This window comes from Catellatospora methionotrophica (assembly GCF_011297335.1).
Taxonomy (GTDB): Bacteria; Actinomycetota; Actinomycetes; order Mycobacteriales; family Micromonosporaceae; genus Catellatospora; species Catellatospora methionotrophica.
Genome location: NZ_JAAOTJ010000002.1, coordinates 299,535 through 315,758, shown reverse-complemented (window position 1 = coordinate 315,758; position 16,224 = coordinate 299,535). Strand labels below are relative to the sequence as shown.

Below are 16,224 nucleotides of genomic sequence, written 5' to 3'. Positions count from 1 at the left end.
TTCCCGGCGTGCGTACGCCGGGAAGGCACCCTGCTGCTGATCAGCCGGTGACGGCGAGCACCGTCTGGCCGATCGGGGCGCTGCCGTCGCCGAAGCGCAGCACGCCCAGGTAGCGGACCCCGGCGGTCAGGACGGACCAGGATGCCGTCACGGTGGCAGCCCCGTTCAGCGTCGCGGGCTGGCTGGCCGGGGTCGCGGTGAGGTTGCCCGCCGCCGCACCCGGCACGACCCACGCGTGGCCGGGCACGGTGAGCGCGCCGGAGGACGCGAACAGGTGCACCCACACGTCGTAGCTGCCCGCAGGCAGGGTCACCGACTCCTGCGCGGTGCCGCCGTCACTGGTGGCGACCTCGCCTGCGGTGCTGCCCGCCGGGAACACGTGCAGGTCCACGTCGGTGCCCATGGGCACGTCGGCGTCGAAGGTGGAGAACCGCGCCAGCGCGGTGCCCGCCGGGACGGTGACCGTCACCTTCTTCGTCGACCCGGACTCCACCGGGGTGAAGGTCGAGGCCGGGCCGTCGAAGGCGAGTGCGCTGACCGCGGCCGGGGTCAGACCGGCGGCCGAGGTGGTCAGCGTGCCGGCGTAGCCGGTGCGGACCGCGACCGCGGTGCTGCCGCTCACGCCGGTGCCGGTGACCTCGGGCGGGGCGGCCAGGGCGGCGTAGCGTACGGCGATCGGGCTGGCGACCTTGTGGCCACGCAGGTCCGACCAGGTCAGCGAGCCGAACGACCAGGTGCCGACGGGCGCGCTGGTGCGGGTGACGGTGACCGTGAACGACTTGGTCTTGCCCGGCGGCACCGTCAGCGTCTTCGGTTGCACCTGGACGGTGAACCCGGCGGGCGCGACGACCTGGGTCGCGTACACCGAGGAGTTCTTGCTGACGTTGGTGACGCGGCGGGTGACCGTCTGGGTGCCCGGCAGGTCGCCGACGGCGATCGACGGGTAGTTCAGGTCGCTGGGGTCGATCGCGCCGGTCGAGGCGCAGAACGACGGCTCGGTGATCAGCTGGAGCTGGCCGATGCCGCAGGCGTACTGCAGCCACTGCTCCGGCGTGGAGTCGTAGACCAGGCCCGGGTCGAAGGCGCTGCCCGGCACGACGTGGCCCGCACCGTAGTTGAGCGGGGTGGCGTCGCCCTGCGACCACTGGATGGGCTGGCCGGTGTTGTCCTTCGTGGACGCGGTCGTCATCAGCGCCGACTTGATCCACATCGGGGACCACTTCGGGTTCTTGCTCTTGATCAGCGCGGCGACACCGGCGATGTGCGGCGACGACATCGACGTGCCCGACAGCGAGTTGAAGTTGTTGCCGCCGTTGTTGGGCGGCGCGACCGCGGCGATGACGTCCACGCCGGGGCCGGTGATGTCGGGCTTGAGCAGGTCGCCGTTGCCGGCCAGGGCCGGGCCGTAGGACGAGAAGCCCGCCATGGCCGGGGCGCGCACCGGGTCGGTGCTGACCGCGGAGATGCTGGCGGTCGGGCCGGCCGTCGCGGCGTACGCGGTGACAGCCGCACCCGCCGTGGCGTCGAGGTGGATGCTGGGCACCGCGTGGAAGTCGGCGTTGAGCGACTGCGCGCTGCTGGTGTTGGCCTGGATCATGCCGACGCCGCCCGCCTGGGCGACGGCCGCGCTCTTGTCGACGCGGGCGTTGCCGCCCCGGTCGCACAGCACGATCTTGCCGGTCACCTTCGCCGGGTCCAGCGTGCCGAGGTAGCACTGGTCCACCTGGACCTGGTTCGCGCCGGGCAGGCCGACGAGGCTGGAGTCGATCAGCGTGGCCGGGCCGACCCCGGGACCGACGCCGACACCGGTGTACGACGTGCCGTCGCCCAGCGTGACCGTCTTGGCGTTGCCGCGGTCGTGCGTGCTGGCCGCGACGGTGGTCAGCCACGGCGAGTTGTGCGCGACACTGCCCGCGCCGAGCTGGTCGCCGGAGTTGCCCGCCGACGCGGACACGAACACACCCGCCGCGGCGGCGTTGAGGAACGCGATCTCGGCCGGGTCGACGACGTACTGCCGCGAGCCGGAGATGGAGTAGTTGATGACGTCGACGCCGTCGGCGACCGCCGCGTCGATCGCGGCGACGATGTCGGCGGTGCCGCCGGAGGAGTTGCCCGCCACCGGGTTGTGCCACAGCACCTTGTACGCCGCGATGCGCGCCGCGGGGGCAACCCCGGACACGGTGCCGACGGACCCGCCGTTGATCGACGCGGGCACCCCGAAGTTGCCCGCCGACGTCGACGCGGTGTGCGAGCCGTGGCCGTTGTAGTCACGCGGCGACAGGAACTCGACGTCGTTGACGGTGGCGTCGTCGTGGAAGTAGCGCGCGCCGATGACCTTGTTGTTGCAGGTGACCGGCTGCTCCTGGCCGGTGTCGCAGGTGCCCTTCCACTTCCGGCTGATCGTCTTCTGATCGGGGCGGGGCGCGGGCAGCGCGGCGAACGACGGGTTCTCCGTCCAGATGCCGGAGTCGATGACCCCGACGATGACGCCCTCACCGGCGTGCGCGTCCCCGGCGAACTGCTTGGCCCACACCCCGGCGGGGCCGGTCAGGCCGAGGAAGTCGCGGGTGGTGACGGTGTCGGCGGTCAACTGCTCGCTCTTCCACACCCGCAGCACACCGCCGCCGGTGCGCAGGCGCGCGACCTCGGCAGGGGTCAGCCGGGCGCTGAAGCCGTTGAAGGTGACGCCGTAGTCGTAGGCCTTGCGGCCGGTGTCGACGCGCGCGCCGCGCAGCGCCGCGTCGTGCTCGCCGCGCAGCCGGTCCCGCCAGCGGGTCGCGGCGGTCGAGTGCGCGTCGACGCGCTCGCCCTCGACGGGCCGGGTCGCGGCGTATCCGCCGACGCCTCCGGCGTAGGTGGCGACGGGCTGGCTGACGGTCTGGACCAGGTACAGCGCAGTGCTCTCCGGGCCCGGTGCGGCGGCCTGGGCGGCGGTGGCCGCCGAGGCGGTGAGGGCGGCGGTGACGACGACGGACAGGGCGATCGCGGCCGGCCGTCTGACCGGTCGATGAGTGCTCACGGGGGTGTCCCTCCTGATGGGCGCACGACAGCACGTCGTGGCCGATCAGGGTCCCCGTCACGACGCCGCGCCGCGCGATGCGAAAGGATCGTTGCATAGTCGCACGCCGATGCGCCAGAGGTGGTGCCCCCGAAACACGACGATGGGCCCGGCGATCACCGGGCCCATCGTCGTGTGTGGAGGTCTACGGGCGCGGCCCGGGGCCGTACGGGTACTTCCGGCTCACCACGACCTGCTCGGCCGGGTCGCCGCAGCTGGTCGCGACGGCCTCGTTGCCGTCGTCGCCGCTGTAGGAGGCCACCCACTGGTAGGTGCCGGGCTGGTGCGGCCGGTGGCTGGCCGACACGTAGTCGCCGTTGCCGTCGACCTGCACGACGGAGGTCGCGACGGGAGTACGCGAGCAGGTCGCGTCGTCGGGGCCGTACAGCGTGAAGGTGATGGTGCCGGTCGGGTCGACGCCGCCAGCCAGGGTCGCGGTGTCGAAGATCCGCTTACCGACGTAGGTGTCCCGCGAGGCGTTCGTGGCCAGCGTGGGGGTGGCCGCGTCGCCGCGCACCACGACGGTCTCGCCCGGGTCCGCGCAGGCCGTGGTGACCCCGGCGTTGTCGTCGTCGCCGCCGTAGGACGCGATCCAGTGGTAGGTGCCGGCCGCGGTCGGCGTGAAGTCGCCGGAGTCGTACGTGCCGTCGCCGTCGACGGTCACCGGGTCGGAGGTGAACACCGGCTCGCCGGTGCACTGGTCGTCGTTCGGGCCGTACAGCTCGAACACGATCGAGCCGGTGGCGTCGTCGCTGCCGGACAGCGTCGCGGTGTCGCTGACCGCGCCGCCGAGGTCCACGTCGGCCGAGGCCAGGGTGGTCAGGTCGGGTGCGGTCAGGACGTCGAAGTCCTCGTCCTCGTCGTTGCACGCGGTGCCGACCGGGGCGTTGTTGGCGTCGCCGCTGTAGTCGGCCCGCCAGCGGTAGCCGCCGACGGCCGTCGGCTCGAACACGGCCGACTGGTAGTCGCCGTTGCCGTCGACGTCGACGGTGGAGGTGGTGACGGGGGCTGCCTCGCAGACCTCGTCGCCGGGGCCGTACAGGTTGAACGTGACGGTGCCGGTGGGCTGGTAGCCGTCGGCGATGGTGGCGGTGTCGAAGACCTCGCCGCCCAGCGGCACGTTGCCGGACGCGACCGTGGACAGCGCCGGGGTGGCCCGCAGCACCTCGACGCTCTCGTCCTCGTCGTCGCACGTGGTGGACACGGTCTCACCGCTGAGGTCGCCGGTGTAGGACGCGATCCACTGGTAGACACCGGCGGTCTCGGGGGTGTAGTCGCCCGACCCGAAGTCGCCCTCCCCGGCGGTCGCCACCGCCGACACGAACACGGGGGTGCCGCTGCAGGTGGCGTCGTTCGGGCCGTACAGCGAGAACGTGATGGTGCCGGTCTCGGTCACCGGGTCGAGGTCGGACAGCGACGCCGTGTCGGAGACCGCACCGCCGATGGTCACGTCGTCGGAGGCTTCCGTGGACAGTTCCTGCATGGCCGCCTGGCGCAGGCTGACCGGCGCGGCCGAGGCGGCCGAGCCGGCCGACCCGACGGCGGCGAGCAGGGCCAGGCTCAGCAGCGCGCCGTGCGCCGCCGAGCGGAGTTTCGAGTTGGGGCGTGCGGTTCGCATGCGCTTGTGCCTCCGGAGCGAGATGGTCCCGTGTGGTGCGAAAACACCGATACGGAGCATATGACCGCTCGGATACACAAAAACGGCCAAACGGTCAAACATGTCCTTTCCTCATGTTCACGGCGCTCAGTCCAGAATTCATCCAACCTGGACCGCGTCGGCATCAGCCATCCCTTGTCCTTCGAAGAATGTCGATGCAATTCTGGACTCCTCCCCGTCCACACACCCCGGAGGACGCCATGAGACGCCCCTTCCACCTCGCCGCCGCGACCCTCGCCGTGCTGGCCGCGACGGCCATGACCGCGAGCCCGGCGGTCGCCGTGCCCGGACCGGCGACCCGGTCCCTGTCCGCCGTCGCGCACACACCCGGCACCGTCTGGACCACCGACCCGGTGACCGGACGGACGACCGTCGCGCTCGACGAGACGGTCACCGCACGCGACGCCGCGCTACTGCGCGACGGACTACGCGGAACCGGCGACGTACGCCGTGAGCCCGGCCGCCTGCGCACGATGCTGGCGGGCGGCGACGCCATCTACGGCAGCACCTCGCGCTGCTCGCTCGGCGCGAACGCGCGCAGCGGCAGCACCTACTACCTGATCACCGCCGGACACTGCACGAACAGCTCCGCGACCTGGTGGACCAGCAGCGCCCACACCATCGCGATCGGCACCCGCACCGCGAGCAGCTTCCCGAACAACGACTACGGCCTGATCAAGTACACGAGCCGGCTGAGCCACCCGAGCGCCGTCAACACCTACCCCGGCCTGCTGCAGCTGTACGGGACCGGCAACGCGTACGTCGGGCAGGCGGTCTGTCGCAGCGGGGCCACCACGGGCGTACGCTGCGGCGTCGTCACCGGCCTGAACGCGACCGTCAACTACCCCGACGGCACCGTCACAGGTCTGATCAGGACGAACATCTGCGCCGAGAACGGCGACAGCGGCGGCCCGCTCTACACCTCGGCGGGGATCATCCTGGGCATCCTGTCCGGCGGCACCGGCAACTGCACCTCCGGCGGCACGACCTACTACCAGCCCATCGCCGAGATCCTGGCGGTGTACGGCCTCACCATCCCCTGACCCCGGCCCGTCAGCACATGTCCAGGGCCAGGTCCACCCGCAGGTAGGCGTCGACCCATGCCTGCTCGGCAGCCTCCCCCGGATCGCCGTCGAGCAGCCCGCCGAACGTGGTGAGGCCGTCGCCTGCCCGGCGTAGTCCCAGGGAGCCGAGGCGCTGCGCGGCCGTGGCCAGCCGGGCTGCGAACCCCGGCGGAAGGTGGCGCAGGCCGCGGTGCGGCACCTCGGCCAGCACATCGCGGGCCGTGGTCAGCGCCGCGGCCAGCGGGTCGGCCAGGTCACCGCCGCTCAGCGCCAACCCGGCACTGCCCTGCGGCACGGCCAGGTCGGGCACGACGACCGTGTCCCCGGCGGCCAGCCCGATCGGGTCGAGCAGCACCGTACCGCCGCTGCGCCGTACCGTGCCGCTGACGTAGCGCACCTCACCGTGCTCGCCTGCCAGGGCCGCGGCCAGCACGTCGAGGCGGCCGGGCGCGGCCGCGGCGTGCACCGCGCTGACCACGGCGGTGTTGCCGTCGCCGTCGACGATCTCGGCGTCGATACGCTGGTCGCCGGGCGCGTAGCCGATCGACCGGACACCGGTCACGGCCAGTACCCGGACCAGCTCCGCCTCCACGCGGGGCCGGATCAGGCGCGGGGCCAGCGCGTCGAGTTCGGCGGCCAGCGCCGCGAAGTCCCGGACGACCAGCGCGGCGGGCAGTTCACCCCACGCGGCGCGGGACGGGCTGATCGTGGTCTTGGCGACCCGTGACGTGGCCAGCCGCACCGCCCGGCTGGCGCTGCGCACCGCGGACTCGGTGACCAGGCTGCCCCCGGCCAGTGCGCCCAGGGTGCTGCGGTCGACCCGGCGGCGGGCCAGCGCGGGCCCGTCGTCGGCTGTGTCGAAGGTGCGGCGCAGCACCAACACCGTCGCGCTGTCGGCGTGGGCCAGGAACACCTCGGCCGTCCGCTGGTCGCCGTAGGCGTGCACGCGGCAGCCGAGGCTGTCCAGGCGGGCCCGCCGCAGCGGGGTCTCGGCCGCCTCGGCCGTGCCGAGCACGCTGCTGCGCAGCACCGCCCCGGGCCGGGTCACCGCGCGATGCCGGGCGTGCAGTTCAGCCAGTTGCGCGGCCAGTTCCGCGGGACGGTAGCGGGCGCTGCGGTCGCGATAGGACGTCAGTTGCTCGGCGAGGCCGTCGACGGCCAGCACCGGCCAGCGCAGCCCGGACTCGTCGAGCCGGCGGCGTACGTCGGTGACGGTGGCGTCCAGGCCCGTCCCGAGTTCGGTCGCGCCCTCGCGGAGCACCGTCCCGGCCAGGGCCAGCGCCCGTTCCAGGCCGGAGCCGGTGTCGCCGGTCTGCTGGCCGCCTACGTCAAGGCGTACGTCGGCGGCGTCGGGGTGAGCGGCGTCGGCGGCCCGGAACGCCCACACGGCCAGCGCGAGCACGTCGTCCCGGCTGCCTGCGGCGGCGTCGGAGTGAGCGAAGCCCAGGTCCCCGGGCACCAGGAAACGCACCGTCGCGGTCGGCAGCTCCACCTGCGGCACCGCGTCAGCGGCCGTGGCCCGGCGCACGCGGGCGGTGTAACCGGCGCGATGGGCTCGGCGCGCGGTGTTCATCAGCCGGGTGCCGATCCGGCGGGTCAGCTCCTCGTCGCTGATCTGCCCCGGCGACCACGCCTCCTGCCCCGCGACGGGCGGCGTCGCGGGCGGCAGCGTGCGGGCGACGGCTGCGGTCGCGGGGCGTTTCACCGGGCCGCGCTCGTCCCCGCCCTGCCCCGCCGCCGCGCCGAACGCCGGTGGCGCACCGGATGCGGGCAGGGGGCCGGATACCGGCCCGGACGCGCTGTCGGCGGCGTGCTGCTGGCAGGCCAGGACCAGGCCGACGAGGTGGCGGCAGACTCCGGTCGCGCCGCAGTCGCAGCTCCCCGCCGCCAGGCCGCCCGTCGGCGGCAGCGACGCGCTCGGCCCGTCGGCGAAGTCGCCACGCACGGTGCCGTCCGGGTCTTCGCGCAGCGTCGGCGGGGCCGCGTCGAGGTCTTTGGCGGCGCGTTTGACCAGGCCACGGTTGGTGAGCGCGGACAGCGCATCGGGGGTCAGGGCGAGCAGGTCGGTCCTCATCGGCCCACGTGCTCCGCGACGAACGACGCCAGCTCACCGGGCGTCATCGCGCCCACGTGCGCGCCCTGGTCGGCCAGCCGCTGGGCGAGCTGCCGGTCGTAGGACGGGTTGGCCTGCGAGTCCAGCGCCGCCAGGCACAACACCTTGCTGCCCTGCTCGACCATGCCGCGTACGGTGCGCACCAGGCGGCCCGGATCGCCGCCCTCGTAGAAGTCCGAGATGAGCGCCACGATCGCGCGGCGCGGGTCGTCGATCAGACCCGCGCCGTACGCGGCCGCGCGGCCGATGTCGGTGCCGCCGCCGAGCTGCACCTTCATCAGCAGCTCGACCGGGTCGTCCACGTCGCGGGTCAGGTCGACGACGCTGGTGTCGAACGCGACCAGGTGGGTGCGGACGCCGGGCAGCCCCCACAGGCACGCCGCCGTCACCGCCGAGTGGATCACCGAGTCCACCATGGACCCCGACTGGTCGACCAGCAGGATGACCTGCCACTGCTGCAGATGGCGGCGTACGCGGGAGAAGAAGTACGGCGTCTGGATGGCGAGCTTGCCGGTGTCCGGCTGGTAGCGGCCCAGGTTGGCGCGCAGGGTCCGGGCCACGTCGAAGTTGCGGGCTATCCGCAGGCGGCTCGGCCTGCGGGTGCGGGTGCCGGAGAAGGCCACCCGCACCTCGGCGGCCAGCTTGTCCATCAACTGGCGGACGACCGCCTCCACGATACGCCGGGCCAGCCGCAGCACCTGCGGGTTCATCAGGTGCTTGGTGTGCAGGACCGCGCGCAGCAGCGCCGGGTTGGGCTCGATGCGCTCCAGCACGGCCGGGTCGGTGACCACATCGTGGATCTCGTACTGCTCGACCGCGTCGCGCTGTAGCCGCTCGACCGTCTCCTTCGGAAACAGCCGGGTGATGTCGTCGAGCCACCCGGCGGTGGTCAGCGCCGACGGGCCGAGCCCGCCCTCGCGTCCGCTGCCGGTGCGCACGCCGCGGCGGCGCAGGTCCTCGTCGCGGCCGTAGAGCCAGTCCAGGGCCGCGTCGCGGGCCACGGCGTCGGCGTCCATCGGCTGGTCACCGAGGCAGGCCGCGCCCGGTGTGCCGAGCAGCAGCCGCCAGCGCTGCAGTGCCGGATCGGTCATGTGGTGATCAGTCCCTCCCGGCGCAGCGCCGCGTCGACCCGCTCGTCCAGTGCCATGCCCGCCGCGACCAGTCCCGGTGCGGCATCCAACCGCAGCAGGTCCGGCCCGGTGCCGCCGGTGCGCGCCCGCAGCACCCGGACGGCGATCTGGTGCCGTTCGCGGGGCGGGAACCAGGCGAACGCCTGCCGCAGCGCGGGCAGCGCGATCAGGAACTGCGCCTCACCGAGCCCCCCGACCAGCTCGTCGAGCAGTTCCACCATGCCCTCGGCGTGCAGCACCTCCTCGCGGGCCAGGGCGAACAGGCCCGCGAGCCAGTCCCCCGCGCCCGCCGGGGTGAACGCGCCGCGCATCGCCCGGCCCGCGTCCGTGGCGCTGCCGCGCAGTGACCAGCCCAGCCCGAAGACCGCGCCGCGCAGGTCGGCGGGGGCGTCCCGGTCGGCGGCGACCCGGTCGGCGACGCCGAGCGCCGCGGGCAGGTCCAGGCCGAGCTGGCCACCGGCGTGGCGCAGCGCGTCGCGGACACCGGTGACGGCATGGATGCGGGCCCGGTCGGCGGGGGCAGCGCCGCCTCGTACGCCCTCGATCAGCCACAGGGCGCGGCGCGTCGCCGCGGCCACGACGGTACCCAGGGTGACGCTGCCCGCGGTGTCGAACACCCCGTCGTGACGCCACATCGCCAGCACCACGCCCAGCGCCTGACCCAGCCCGCCCAGGTCGGCGGCGGACGCCACGGCGGCGTCCAGTTCGTCCAGCAGCGGCCCGGCGAGCTCGCCCGCGCCGCACAGCACCGCGTCGAACAGCAGCGCCGCCATGACCGGCATGTCGCCGCCCGCGGCGGCGATCCGTTCCGCGAGCACCGCGGCGGCCGCGTCCAGCGGGTCCCCGCCGTAGCTGCCCGCCTCGATCAGTGCGGGCAGCCGGTCATCCGACGGCTCCAGCAGCCACCGCTCCCGCAGCAGCGGAACCTGACCGGGACCCGGCCCGGCGGCGCGCTCCACACCGGGCACGGCGAGCACCCGCAGCCGGTGCAGCAGGCGGCTGCGCTGCCGGTCGGTGTCGTCGCCCAGGTCGATACCGATCTCGCCGGACCCGTCCAGGCCGAGGTCGGCGAGCTGCCGCCGCGCGGCGTGCACCAGCGGGGGCAGCGGCGTGTCCGGATGCAGCACGCCGACCAGGTCGCCGCTGAGCGACGCGACCATCTCGACGACCACCGGGTGGCTGCCCGGCCGTAGGTGCCCGCGTGTCGCCCAGGGCAGCGGCACCTCTAGCGCCTCGCCGACCAGGGCGGCGGCCAGGCCGTCGAGCACGTCGACCCGCGACGGCACCGGGTGCCCGCGCAGCGCGGCCAGGGCCTGCCCGGTGACCCGTGCGGCGATCAGGTCGGCGGTGGACACCGGCTGGCGGCGGCCGCGCAGCCGCGTCGCCACCGCCCCGGTCAGCCGGGCCGCGGCCTCGACCGGGCCGGACTCCCACAGCTGCTGGTAGTACGCCGGGGACGGCATGCCGGACTGGTAGCCGTCGAAGGCGTCGAGCCGCCGGAACGAGTACGGGACCAGGTAGCTGCCGACGACCGCGTCGCCGGGCGGCTGCGGCACCTCGGGCCAGTCCCGGTCGCCGTGCTGTGCCAGCCGGATCAGCGCGGGGCGGTGGAAGCCGCCGGTGACCACGACGACGGGCCGGTCTCCGGCGTCGGCCGCCGCCGCCCGCACCCAGTGCGCCATGTACCGCTCGCGGGCGGTGTCGTCGGGCCCGGCCTCGGTCTCCCCGCGTACCGCGTCGAAGTAGACGTCCAGCCGCTCGGCGAGGCCTTCGGCGGGCGCGATCTCGAACAGGTGGTCCCACAGGGCGTCGATGTTGTCGACGGCGAACTCGCGGCACAGCCGCTCGGTCGCGGCACTGTAGCGGGTTTCGGCGTCGGCGTACCGGTTGCGCAACCCGGCCAGGGCCGGATCCCAGGCGGGCAGGTCGATGAACCGCAGCTGCGCGCCCACCTCCCGGCCCGCGGTCAGCGCCGTCCACTCCGGGGAGTACGCGCACAGCGGCGCCCACGACGCGTGCCTGCGCCGCCCGTCGCGGTAACCGGTGTACACGGCGATCGGCAGCTCGTGCCCGAGCAGCAGCTCACCGATCCGCCCGTTCATGTCCGCGGGCCCTTCGACCAGCACGTACGCCGGACGCACAGCCGTGATCGTGTCGGCGACCAGGCGGGCGCACGCCGGACTGTGGTGGCGTACGCCGAGGTAGGTGACGGCCATCGCTCAGCCGGGAAGCTCGTGTCGGGCCTCGTACAGGGCCTGCCACTGCCCTCCGCGCCGCCCCCGGGGCTGCTGCTCCAGGTAGCGGCGCAGCTTGGCCAGGTCCTCGGGGCTGTCCTTGGCCGCCGTCCCTGCCAGGCACGACACGAGGTCCGCGGCGGTGCCGGGCTCGCGGCGCAGGAACCAGCCCCGCAGCCCGACGGCGTGGGCCACCGACACCGCCTCGGCGGTGCTCATCACCCCGGACAGCCGGTCGGTGGCGTCGCCGCGCGTGTTGTGCCCGTCGCGCAGCTCCCGGAACGCGGTGACCAGCACCTCCATCACGTCGCGGCGCGGCGGCACGCCGACCCCGGACGCGCTGAGCAGCTTCGCCGCCTCGGCCTCGACAAGCTGCAGCTCGGTGTCGAAGTCGGCGATCGGGAACACCGTCTCGAAGTTGAACCGGCGCTTGAGCGCGGCGCTCATCTCGTTGACGCCCCGGTCGCGGGTGTTCGCGGTCGCGATGATGTTGAAACCCTCGCGCGCGAACACCATCGACTCCGGGCCGGTCAGCTCAGGCAGTGCCAGCACCCGGTCCGACAGCGGCGACAGCAGGCTGTCCTGCACCTCCAGCGGGCACCGGGTGATCTCCTCGAAGCGCACCACCCGGCCCTCGGCCATCCCGTGCAGCAGTGGCGCGGGCACCAGCGACCGGGTCGACGGGCCCTCAGCGACCAGCAGCGCGTAGTTCCACGAGTACTTGATCTGGTCTTCGGTGGTGGCCGCGCCGCCCTGGATGGTCAGCGTCGACGTGCCGCTGACGGCGGCGGCCAGCAGTTCCGACAGCAGCGACTTGGCTGTGCCGGGCTCGCCGACCAGCATCAGCCCGCGGCTTGTCGCCAGGGTCACCAGCGCCCGGTCGATCAGCGACGGGTCGCCGACGAACTTGCGGCTCACCCCGAGCTTGTCGTCGCCGATGACGAACGCGCGCGCGGCCCGCAGGCTCAGCGCCCAGCCGGGCGGGCGCTCGCCGTCGTCGGTCTCGCGCAGCCGGGCCAGTTCGGCGGCGTAGCGCACCTCGGCCGGGGGGCGCTGGATCTGCTCGCTCATCGGGTGATCTCCTCCAGGTCGCGCAGGATCTCCGACGCGGTCACGGGGTCCAGCACGTCGAACGTGGTCTTGCTACGGTCGTGCCAGTAGCCGTCGCCCGGTCCCTTGACCCAGATCCGTTCCAGCGACTGCTCCGGGAACATGTCGATGTAGCCGACGGCGATGCCCGGATCGAGGTCGACCATGACGATGCGGTTGCCGGGCACGTCGCGTTCCATCCAGCCCTGGTGGCCCGCGTCCTGCGGCGCGCCCCGCCGCCAGCCGCGCCGCTCCAGGCCGACCACCCGGCCCGTCGGGATCTTCACGTCGCCGAATCGGGTCAGCACCGTGCCCTGCCGCTCCTGCTCGGACAGCCCGTACACGGCACGGCCCAGCTGGGCGAACGGCTGCAGGATCTCGTAGTCGGCGAACACCTCCGCCCAGCCGGGCAGGGCGTCGGCCAGCTCCACCGGGTGGGCCACGCCGATGACGGCGTCGGCGGCCACCGAAACCGTCTCGTCGTCGATGTCGGCGAAGCTACGGTCCTCGGCGACCCGCACCGCCGCGACCAGGTCACCGGCTTCGTCGTAGACGCCCCACACCAGCCGCCGCACGATGTGCCACAGCAGCGGGTGCCCGACCAGCAGCTTGGTGAAGTCCTCCCCGCTCCACCGCCGCCGCGCAGTCATCGCCAGCTCCAGCCGCCGGATCGTGTCCGCGGCGACGGTGCGCACGTCCTTCTTCAACCCGGCGAACCGCTGGTACGCGGCGGGCGCCAGCGCGGCGTCGTCGGCCGCGCCGGGCTTGGGCAGCTCCTTGCGGCGCTTGCCGTCGCCGTCGGCGACGTACGGCTTGAGCTGCTCGTCGAACCCTACGGTGAACGTGCGGCGGCCGTAGTCCAGGGTCAGGCTGCCGTCGGCGGCCAGCCCGAAGTCGGGCACCAGCCGGTCGGCCAGCTGCTCGGCGGTCAGCCCCAGCTGCGCCGCCACGTCGGCCATCTTGGCGCGGGCCCGTTCCTTCAGCCCGGTGAACTTGGCCTTCTCGGCGATGCCGTGCAGGTGCATCAGCGCGGTGTCGGAGCCGATGGCCGCCAGCACGTGCAGGCCGGTCACGGCCCGGTTGTGGCCGCCCTCACCGGGCCACACCCGGATCAGCGGCGCGAGCCGCCGCACGGTCTCGTCGTCGCCGACCAGCCCCAGCGCGTTCATCACCCAGCCGTCCCTGGACGGGAAGCCGACGGCCTGCCACCGGGTGAACAGCGACCAGCCGAACTCGGCCAGGCTGCCGGGATCGCACGCCTCCCGAACGAGGGCCACGCCCGCGTACGGCTCGCCCGCTCTCGACACGGCCAGCATGGTCAGCAGGTGCCGGACCGCGCCGCGCGGCAGCGCACCGGCGTCCCCGCGCAACTGCACCGGTTCCAGCAGCCCGGGGTCGGCCCACTCCGGCAGCACCGGCATGTTCGCGGGCAGCAGGTCCAGCGGGTCCTCGGCCAGCAGCGCGTCGACGGCGTCCCGCGCGGCCGGGCCGTAGGCGTCCGCACCGGCCGTGACGGCGTCCCGGTGGCCGTTGGCGGCCAGCACGGTCAGCGCCTGCTCGGCCTGCCGCCGCGCCACTCCCGCCTTGCCCAGCGCCGGCGGGACCAGAGCCCGTGCGGCGGCCTCAGGTTGCCGCGCCAGCCACGACAACGCGATTTCCCGCACCGACTTCAGCCGGGCCAGCGCGTCGGCCATCACGACCGCGACCTCCGGCGAGGCGTACGGCAGCAGCAGCGGCACGTGCTGCGCCGCGCTCCGGCGGGCGCCGTCCAGCAGCATCGGCAGCACCGCCAGCTCGAATCGGGCCACCACCGACGGCATCCAGTCGGCGGCGTCCCACAGGTCGCCGGGCCGCCAGCGGCCGATCAGCGGGGCGGCCAGCTCCTCGGGACCGGCCACGAAGAACGCGATCTGGCCGTACCAGGAGCTGTAGCCGGTTTGCGTGTCGTTCAGGTTGCCGATGACGTTCTGCCAGTCGCCGCCGTGCTCGGCGGCCCACGAGGGGAAGTGGGACTGCCTGGCCCGCCACTGCTCCCGCTCACCGGGCAGCCAGCGCATGGTCGCCGGGTCCGCGCAGACCAGGCCTTCGATCACCACCGGTTTGCGTACGGTGCGCGCTGCCGTCCAGGGCGGACTGACCAGGACCGTGGGCAGCAGCTCGGCCGGTGCCTCCACCCGCTGCGCGGCGGCGAGGGCCACGGCGCTGATGCGCTCGGCGGCGGCCGGGCTCACCGCCGCCAGCGCCTCGTCCACCAGGTCCGGGTGGCCGAGCACGTGGGCGCGCAACAGCCCGCCGGTGATCTTGCTGTCGCGTTCGGCGAGTAACCGCAGCGCACGGCGGGGGAACCGGGCCGCCGCCTGCAACAGATACGGCTGAGCCAGCCGGTGTTCGACCCGGTCCAGCAATGCGCCCATGGCCTCGTCGACGGGTAGTTCGCTGAGCATGCCCAGCATCCGGCGCTCAGCGTCGGCCGCGTACGCCCCGTCGAACCAGTGCGCCAGCAGCGGCACGGCGTGCGCGGGACCGAGCCCGTCGACGACCGTGGCCATCAGCGACATGATCCCGGCCCCGAATCCGCGCGACAGGTGCGAGACGATCAGGTCTGCCTGCTCGGGCGTGCTGACCGCACTGACCAGCACGTCTGCGAACTTGGTGTTGACCCGCACCGCTTCGCGGCAGTCCGCGTCGACCCAGTCCGCCTCGGACGGCACGAGGTACGAAGCGGCCGCCCGCTGGTGCAACCCGTGCTCACGCAGCTCCGCGAGCGCGGTGACCACCTGGGCGTACTCGGCGTCGGGCGCGGCGGCGACGGCGGCACGCACCCGGCTGGTCAGGACCGAACGGTGCATGCCCAGCCACTGGCCGACCTGCTCGGTGTCGAGCAGCCGTCGCAGGATCCCGGCCTGCGACCCCACCCGCTGACCGTGGTCGCCGTAGAACCACAGCGAACCCAGCTCGCACACGGCCCGAGCGGCGAAGACCGTCCCGTACTCGTGCAACCACATATCGGCGACGGCGGGCAGGGTCGTGTTGTCGTCGTAGCGGACGTACTGGCCGAGCATCGCCACGACCACGGCGGCTCCGATCGGGTTGTCCACGGCAGGGCTGTCGAGCCAGGCGGTGGCCGCCTGGACGAGCACCGGATCTGCCTGTGGCATCGCCAGGGACTGCTTCAGGATTTCCTCGTGCAGCCCCATGGCGGTCGACACCTTCGCGGCCGCGCCCGCCTCGGGGCGCTTGCGGGCAACCGGCTCGCCGCCGCGCCTGGGCAGCAGGACGCGCCGCCAGCCCACCGGCATGACGAAGGTGTCCTCGTCGGCCTCGTCCGCCGTGGGCACGGCCGGTGCCTGCGCCGGGCCGGTCACGCCGGGGTCCGGGGCGGCCGTGTCCGGCGCGTACCCCTTGCGCAGCTTCTCGGCGATCAGCCGGTCGGCGGCCTCGGTCGCGGCCTGCGCGGTGTCGAACGACTTCTGCTGCTGCTGGCCCGCGGCGCCGATCCGGCCGAATTGGATGACCAGCTCGCCGCCGTCCTGGCTGACCTGCCAGAACTTCGCCGAGCTGCCGCTGACGCAGGTCAGCCGTCGTTGCGTGGCCATGTCGCGCACCTTCCCGCGGGGACTTTCCGATGATCGCGAGCAGGTTAATGGGCACGGCGCGCAGCCGCAGCCCCGCCCGCCTGCGCCCCGGATCGTCCGAGGTGGCGACAAGTTAACGGACCCGACCGACAATGCCGCCGAGGTGGCTGCGCAGGCGGCGGGCATCAGCCCGGCGCCGCCCGGCAGCGAGCCTCGCCTGGCCCGCCGACGGCATCGCTCGACCGCCTTGATCGCAGGTGAGCGGCGCATGAACGCCTGGCGACAGCCGATAACGAATCCAAAT

At 73.7% G+C, this 16,224-nt stretch carries 8 protein-coding genes; 1 reads left to right on the top strand and 7 read right to left on the bottom strand.

The window, feature by feature from the left end; genetic code table 11:
• Positions 1-40 precede the first annotated feature (40 nt).
• Both HAV40_RS08710 and HAV40_RS08705 read right to left on the bottom strand, forming a co-directional pair.
• The gene (locus tag HAV40_RS08710; protein WP_239085689.1) at positions 41-3,019 is read right to left on the bottom strand and encodes a S8 family serine peptidase; all 2,979 of its coding nucleotides are present in this window, start codon (positions 3,017-3,019) and stop codon (positions 41-43) included.
• Between the two features lie 184 nt (positions 3,020-3,203).
• Positions 3,204-4,676, bottom strand: coding sequence for a hypothetical protein (locus HAV40_RS08705; RefSeq protein ID WP_166380358.1), 1,473 nt, complete (start codon positions 4,674-4,676; stop codon positions 3,204-3,206).
• Between the two features lie 239 nt (positions 4,677-4,915).
• Here HAV40_RS08705 and HAV40_RS08700 point away from each other — a divergent pair, with 239 nt between their 5' ends.
• The gene (locus tag HAV40_RS08700; protein WP_166380357.1) at positions 4,916-5,758 is read left to right on the top strand and encodes a S1 family peptidase; all 843 of its coding nucleotides are present in this window, start codon (positions 4,916-4,918) and stop codon (positions 5,756-5,758) included.
• 10 nt (positions 5,759-5,768) lie between these two features.
• On the opposite strand, the gene HAV40_RS08695 is transcribed toward HAV40_RS08700, so the two are convergent.
• The 5 genes from HAV40_RS08695 to HAV40_RS08675 are packed head-to-tail and all read right to left on the bottom strand — an operon-like array spanning position 5,769 to position 15,941.
• Positions 5,769-7,853: a hypothetical protein gene (locus tag HAV40_RS08695; protein ID WP_166380356.1), complete on the bottom strand. Its 2,085-nt coding sequence runs from the start codon at positions 7,851-7,853 to the stop codon at positions 5,769-5,771.
• Entirely contained in the window at positions 7,850-8,983 is a 1,134-nt protein-coding gene (locus HAV40_RS08690) for a VWA domain-containing protein (RefSeq protein WP_166380355.1), read from the bottom strand. Before HAV40_RS08690 ends, HAV40_RS08695 begins: the two co-directional genes overlap by 4 nt.
• Positions 8,980-11,238: a DUF5682 family protein gene (locus HAV40_RS08685; protein WP_166380354.1), complete on the bottom strand. Its 2,259-nt coding sequence runs from the start codon at positions 11,236-11,238 to the stop codon at positions 8,980-8,982. The genes HAV40_RS08690 and HAV40_RS08685 overlap by 4 nt, the downstream gene beginning before the upstream one ends.
• 3 nt (positions 11,239-11,241) lie before the next feature.
• Positions 11,242-12,327 (bottom strand): ATP-binding protein, encoded by a 1,086-nt coding sequence (locus HAV40_RS08680; RefSeq protein ID WP_166380353.1) that lies wholly within the window; start codon positions 12,325-12,327, stop codon positions 11,242-11,244.
• Positions 12,324-15,941 carry a DUF4132 domain-containing protein gene (locus HAV40_RS08675; protein WP_166380352.1) on the bottom strand — a complete coding sequence of 1,206 codons (3,618 nt, stop codon included), beginning with the start codon at positions 15,939-15,941 and terminating at the stop codon, positions 12,324-12,326. The genes HAV40_RS08680 and HAV40_RS08675 overlap by 4 nt, the downstream gene beginning before the upstream one ends.
• Positions 15,942-16,224: the final 283 nt, after the last annotated feature.

Bases quoted from the DNA above. Each gene is read 5' to 3' on its own strand.
- HAV40_RS08690 (WP_166380355.1), bottom strand. From the start codon at position 8,983: ATGACCGATCCGGCACTGCAGCGCTGGCGGCTGCTGCTCGGCACACCG.
- HAV40_RS08675 (WP_166380352.1), bottom strand. From the start codon at position 15,941: ATGGCCACGCAACGACGGCTGACCTGCGTCAGCGGCAGCTCGGCGAAG.
- HAV40_RS08680 (WP_166380353.1), bottom strand. From the start codon at position 12,327: ATGAGCGAGCAGATCCAGCGCCCCCCGGCCGAGGTGCGCTACGCCGCC.
- HAV40_RS08695 (WP_166380356.1), bottom strand. From the start codon at position 7,853: ATGAGGACCGACCTGCTCGCCCTGACCCCCGATGCGCTGTCCGCGCTC.
- HAV40_RS08700 (WP_166380357.1), top strand. From the start codon at position 4,916: ATGAGACGCCCCTTCCACCTCGCCGCCGCGACCCTCGCCGTGCTGGCC.
- HAV40_RS08705 (WP_166380358.1), bottom strand. From the start codon at position 4,676: ATGCGAACCGCACGCCCCAACTCGAAACTCCGCTCGGCGGCGCACGGC.
- HAV40_RS08685 (WP_166380354.1), bottom strand. From the start codon at position 11,238: ATGGCCGTCACCTACCTCGGCGTACGCCACCACAGTCCGGCGTGCGCC.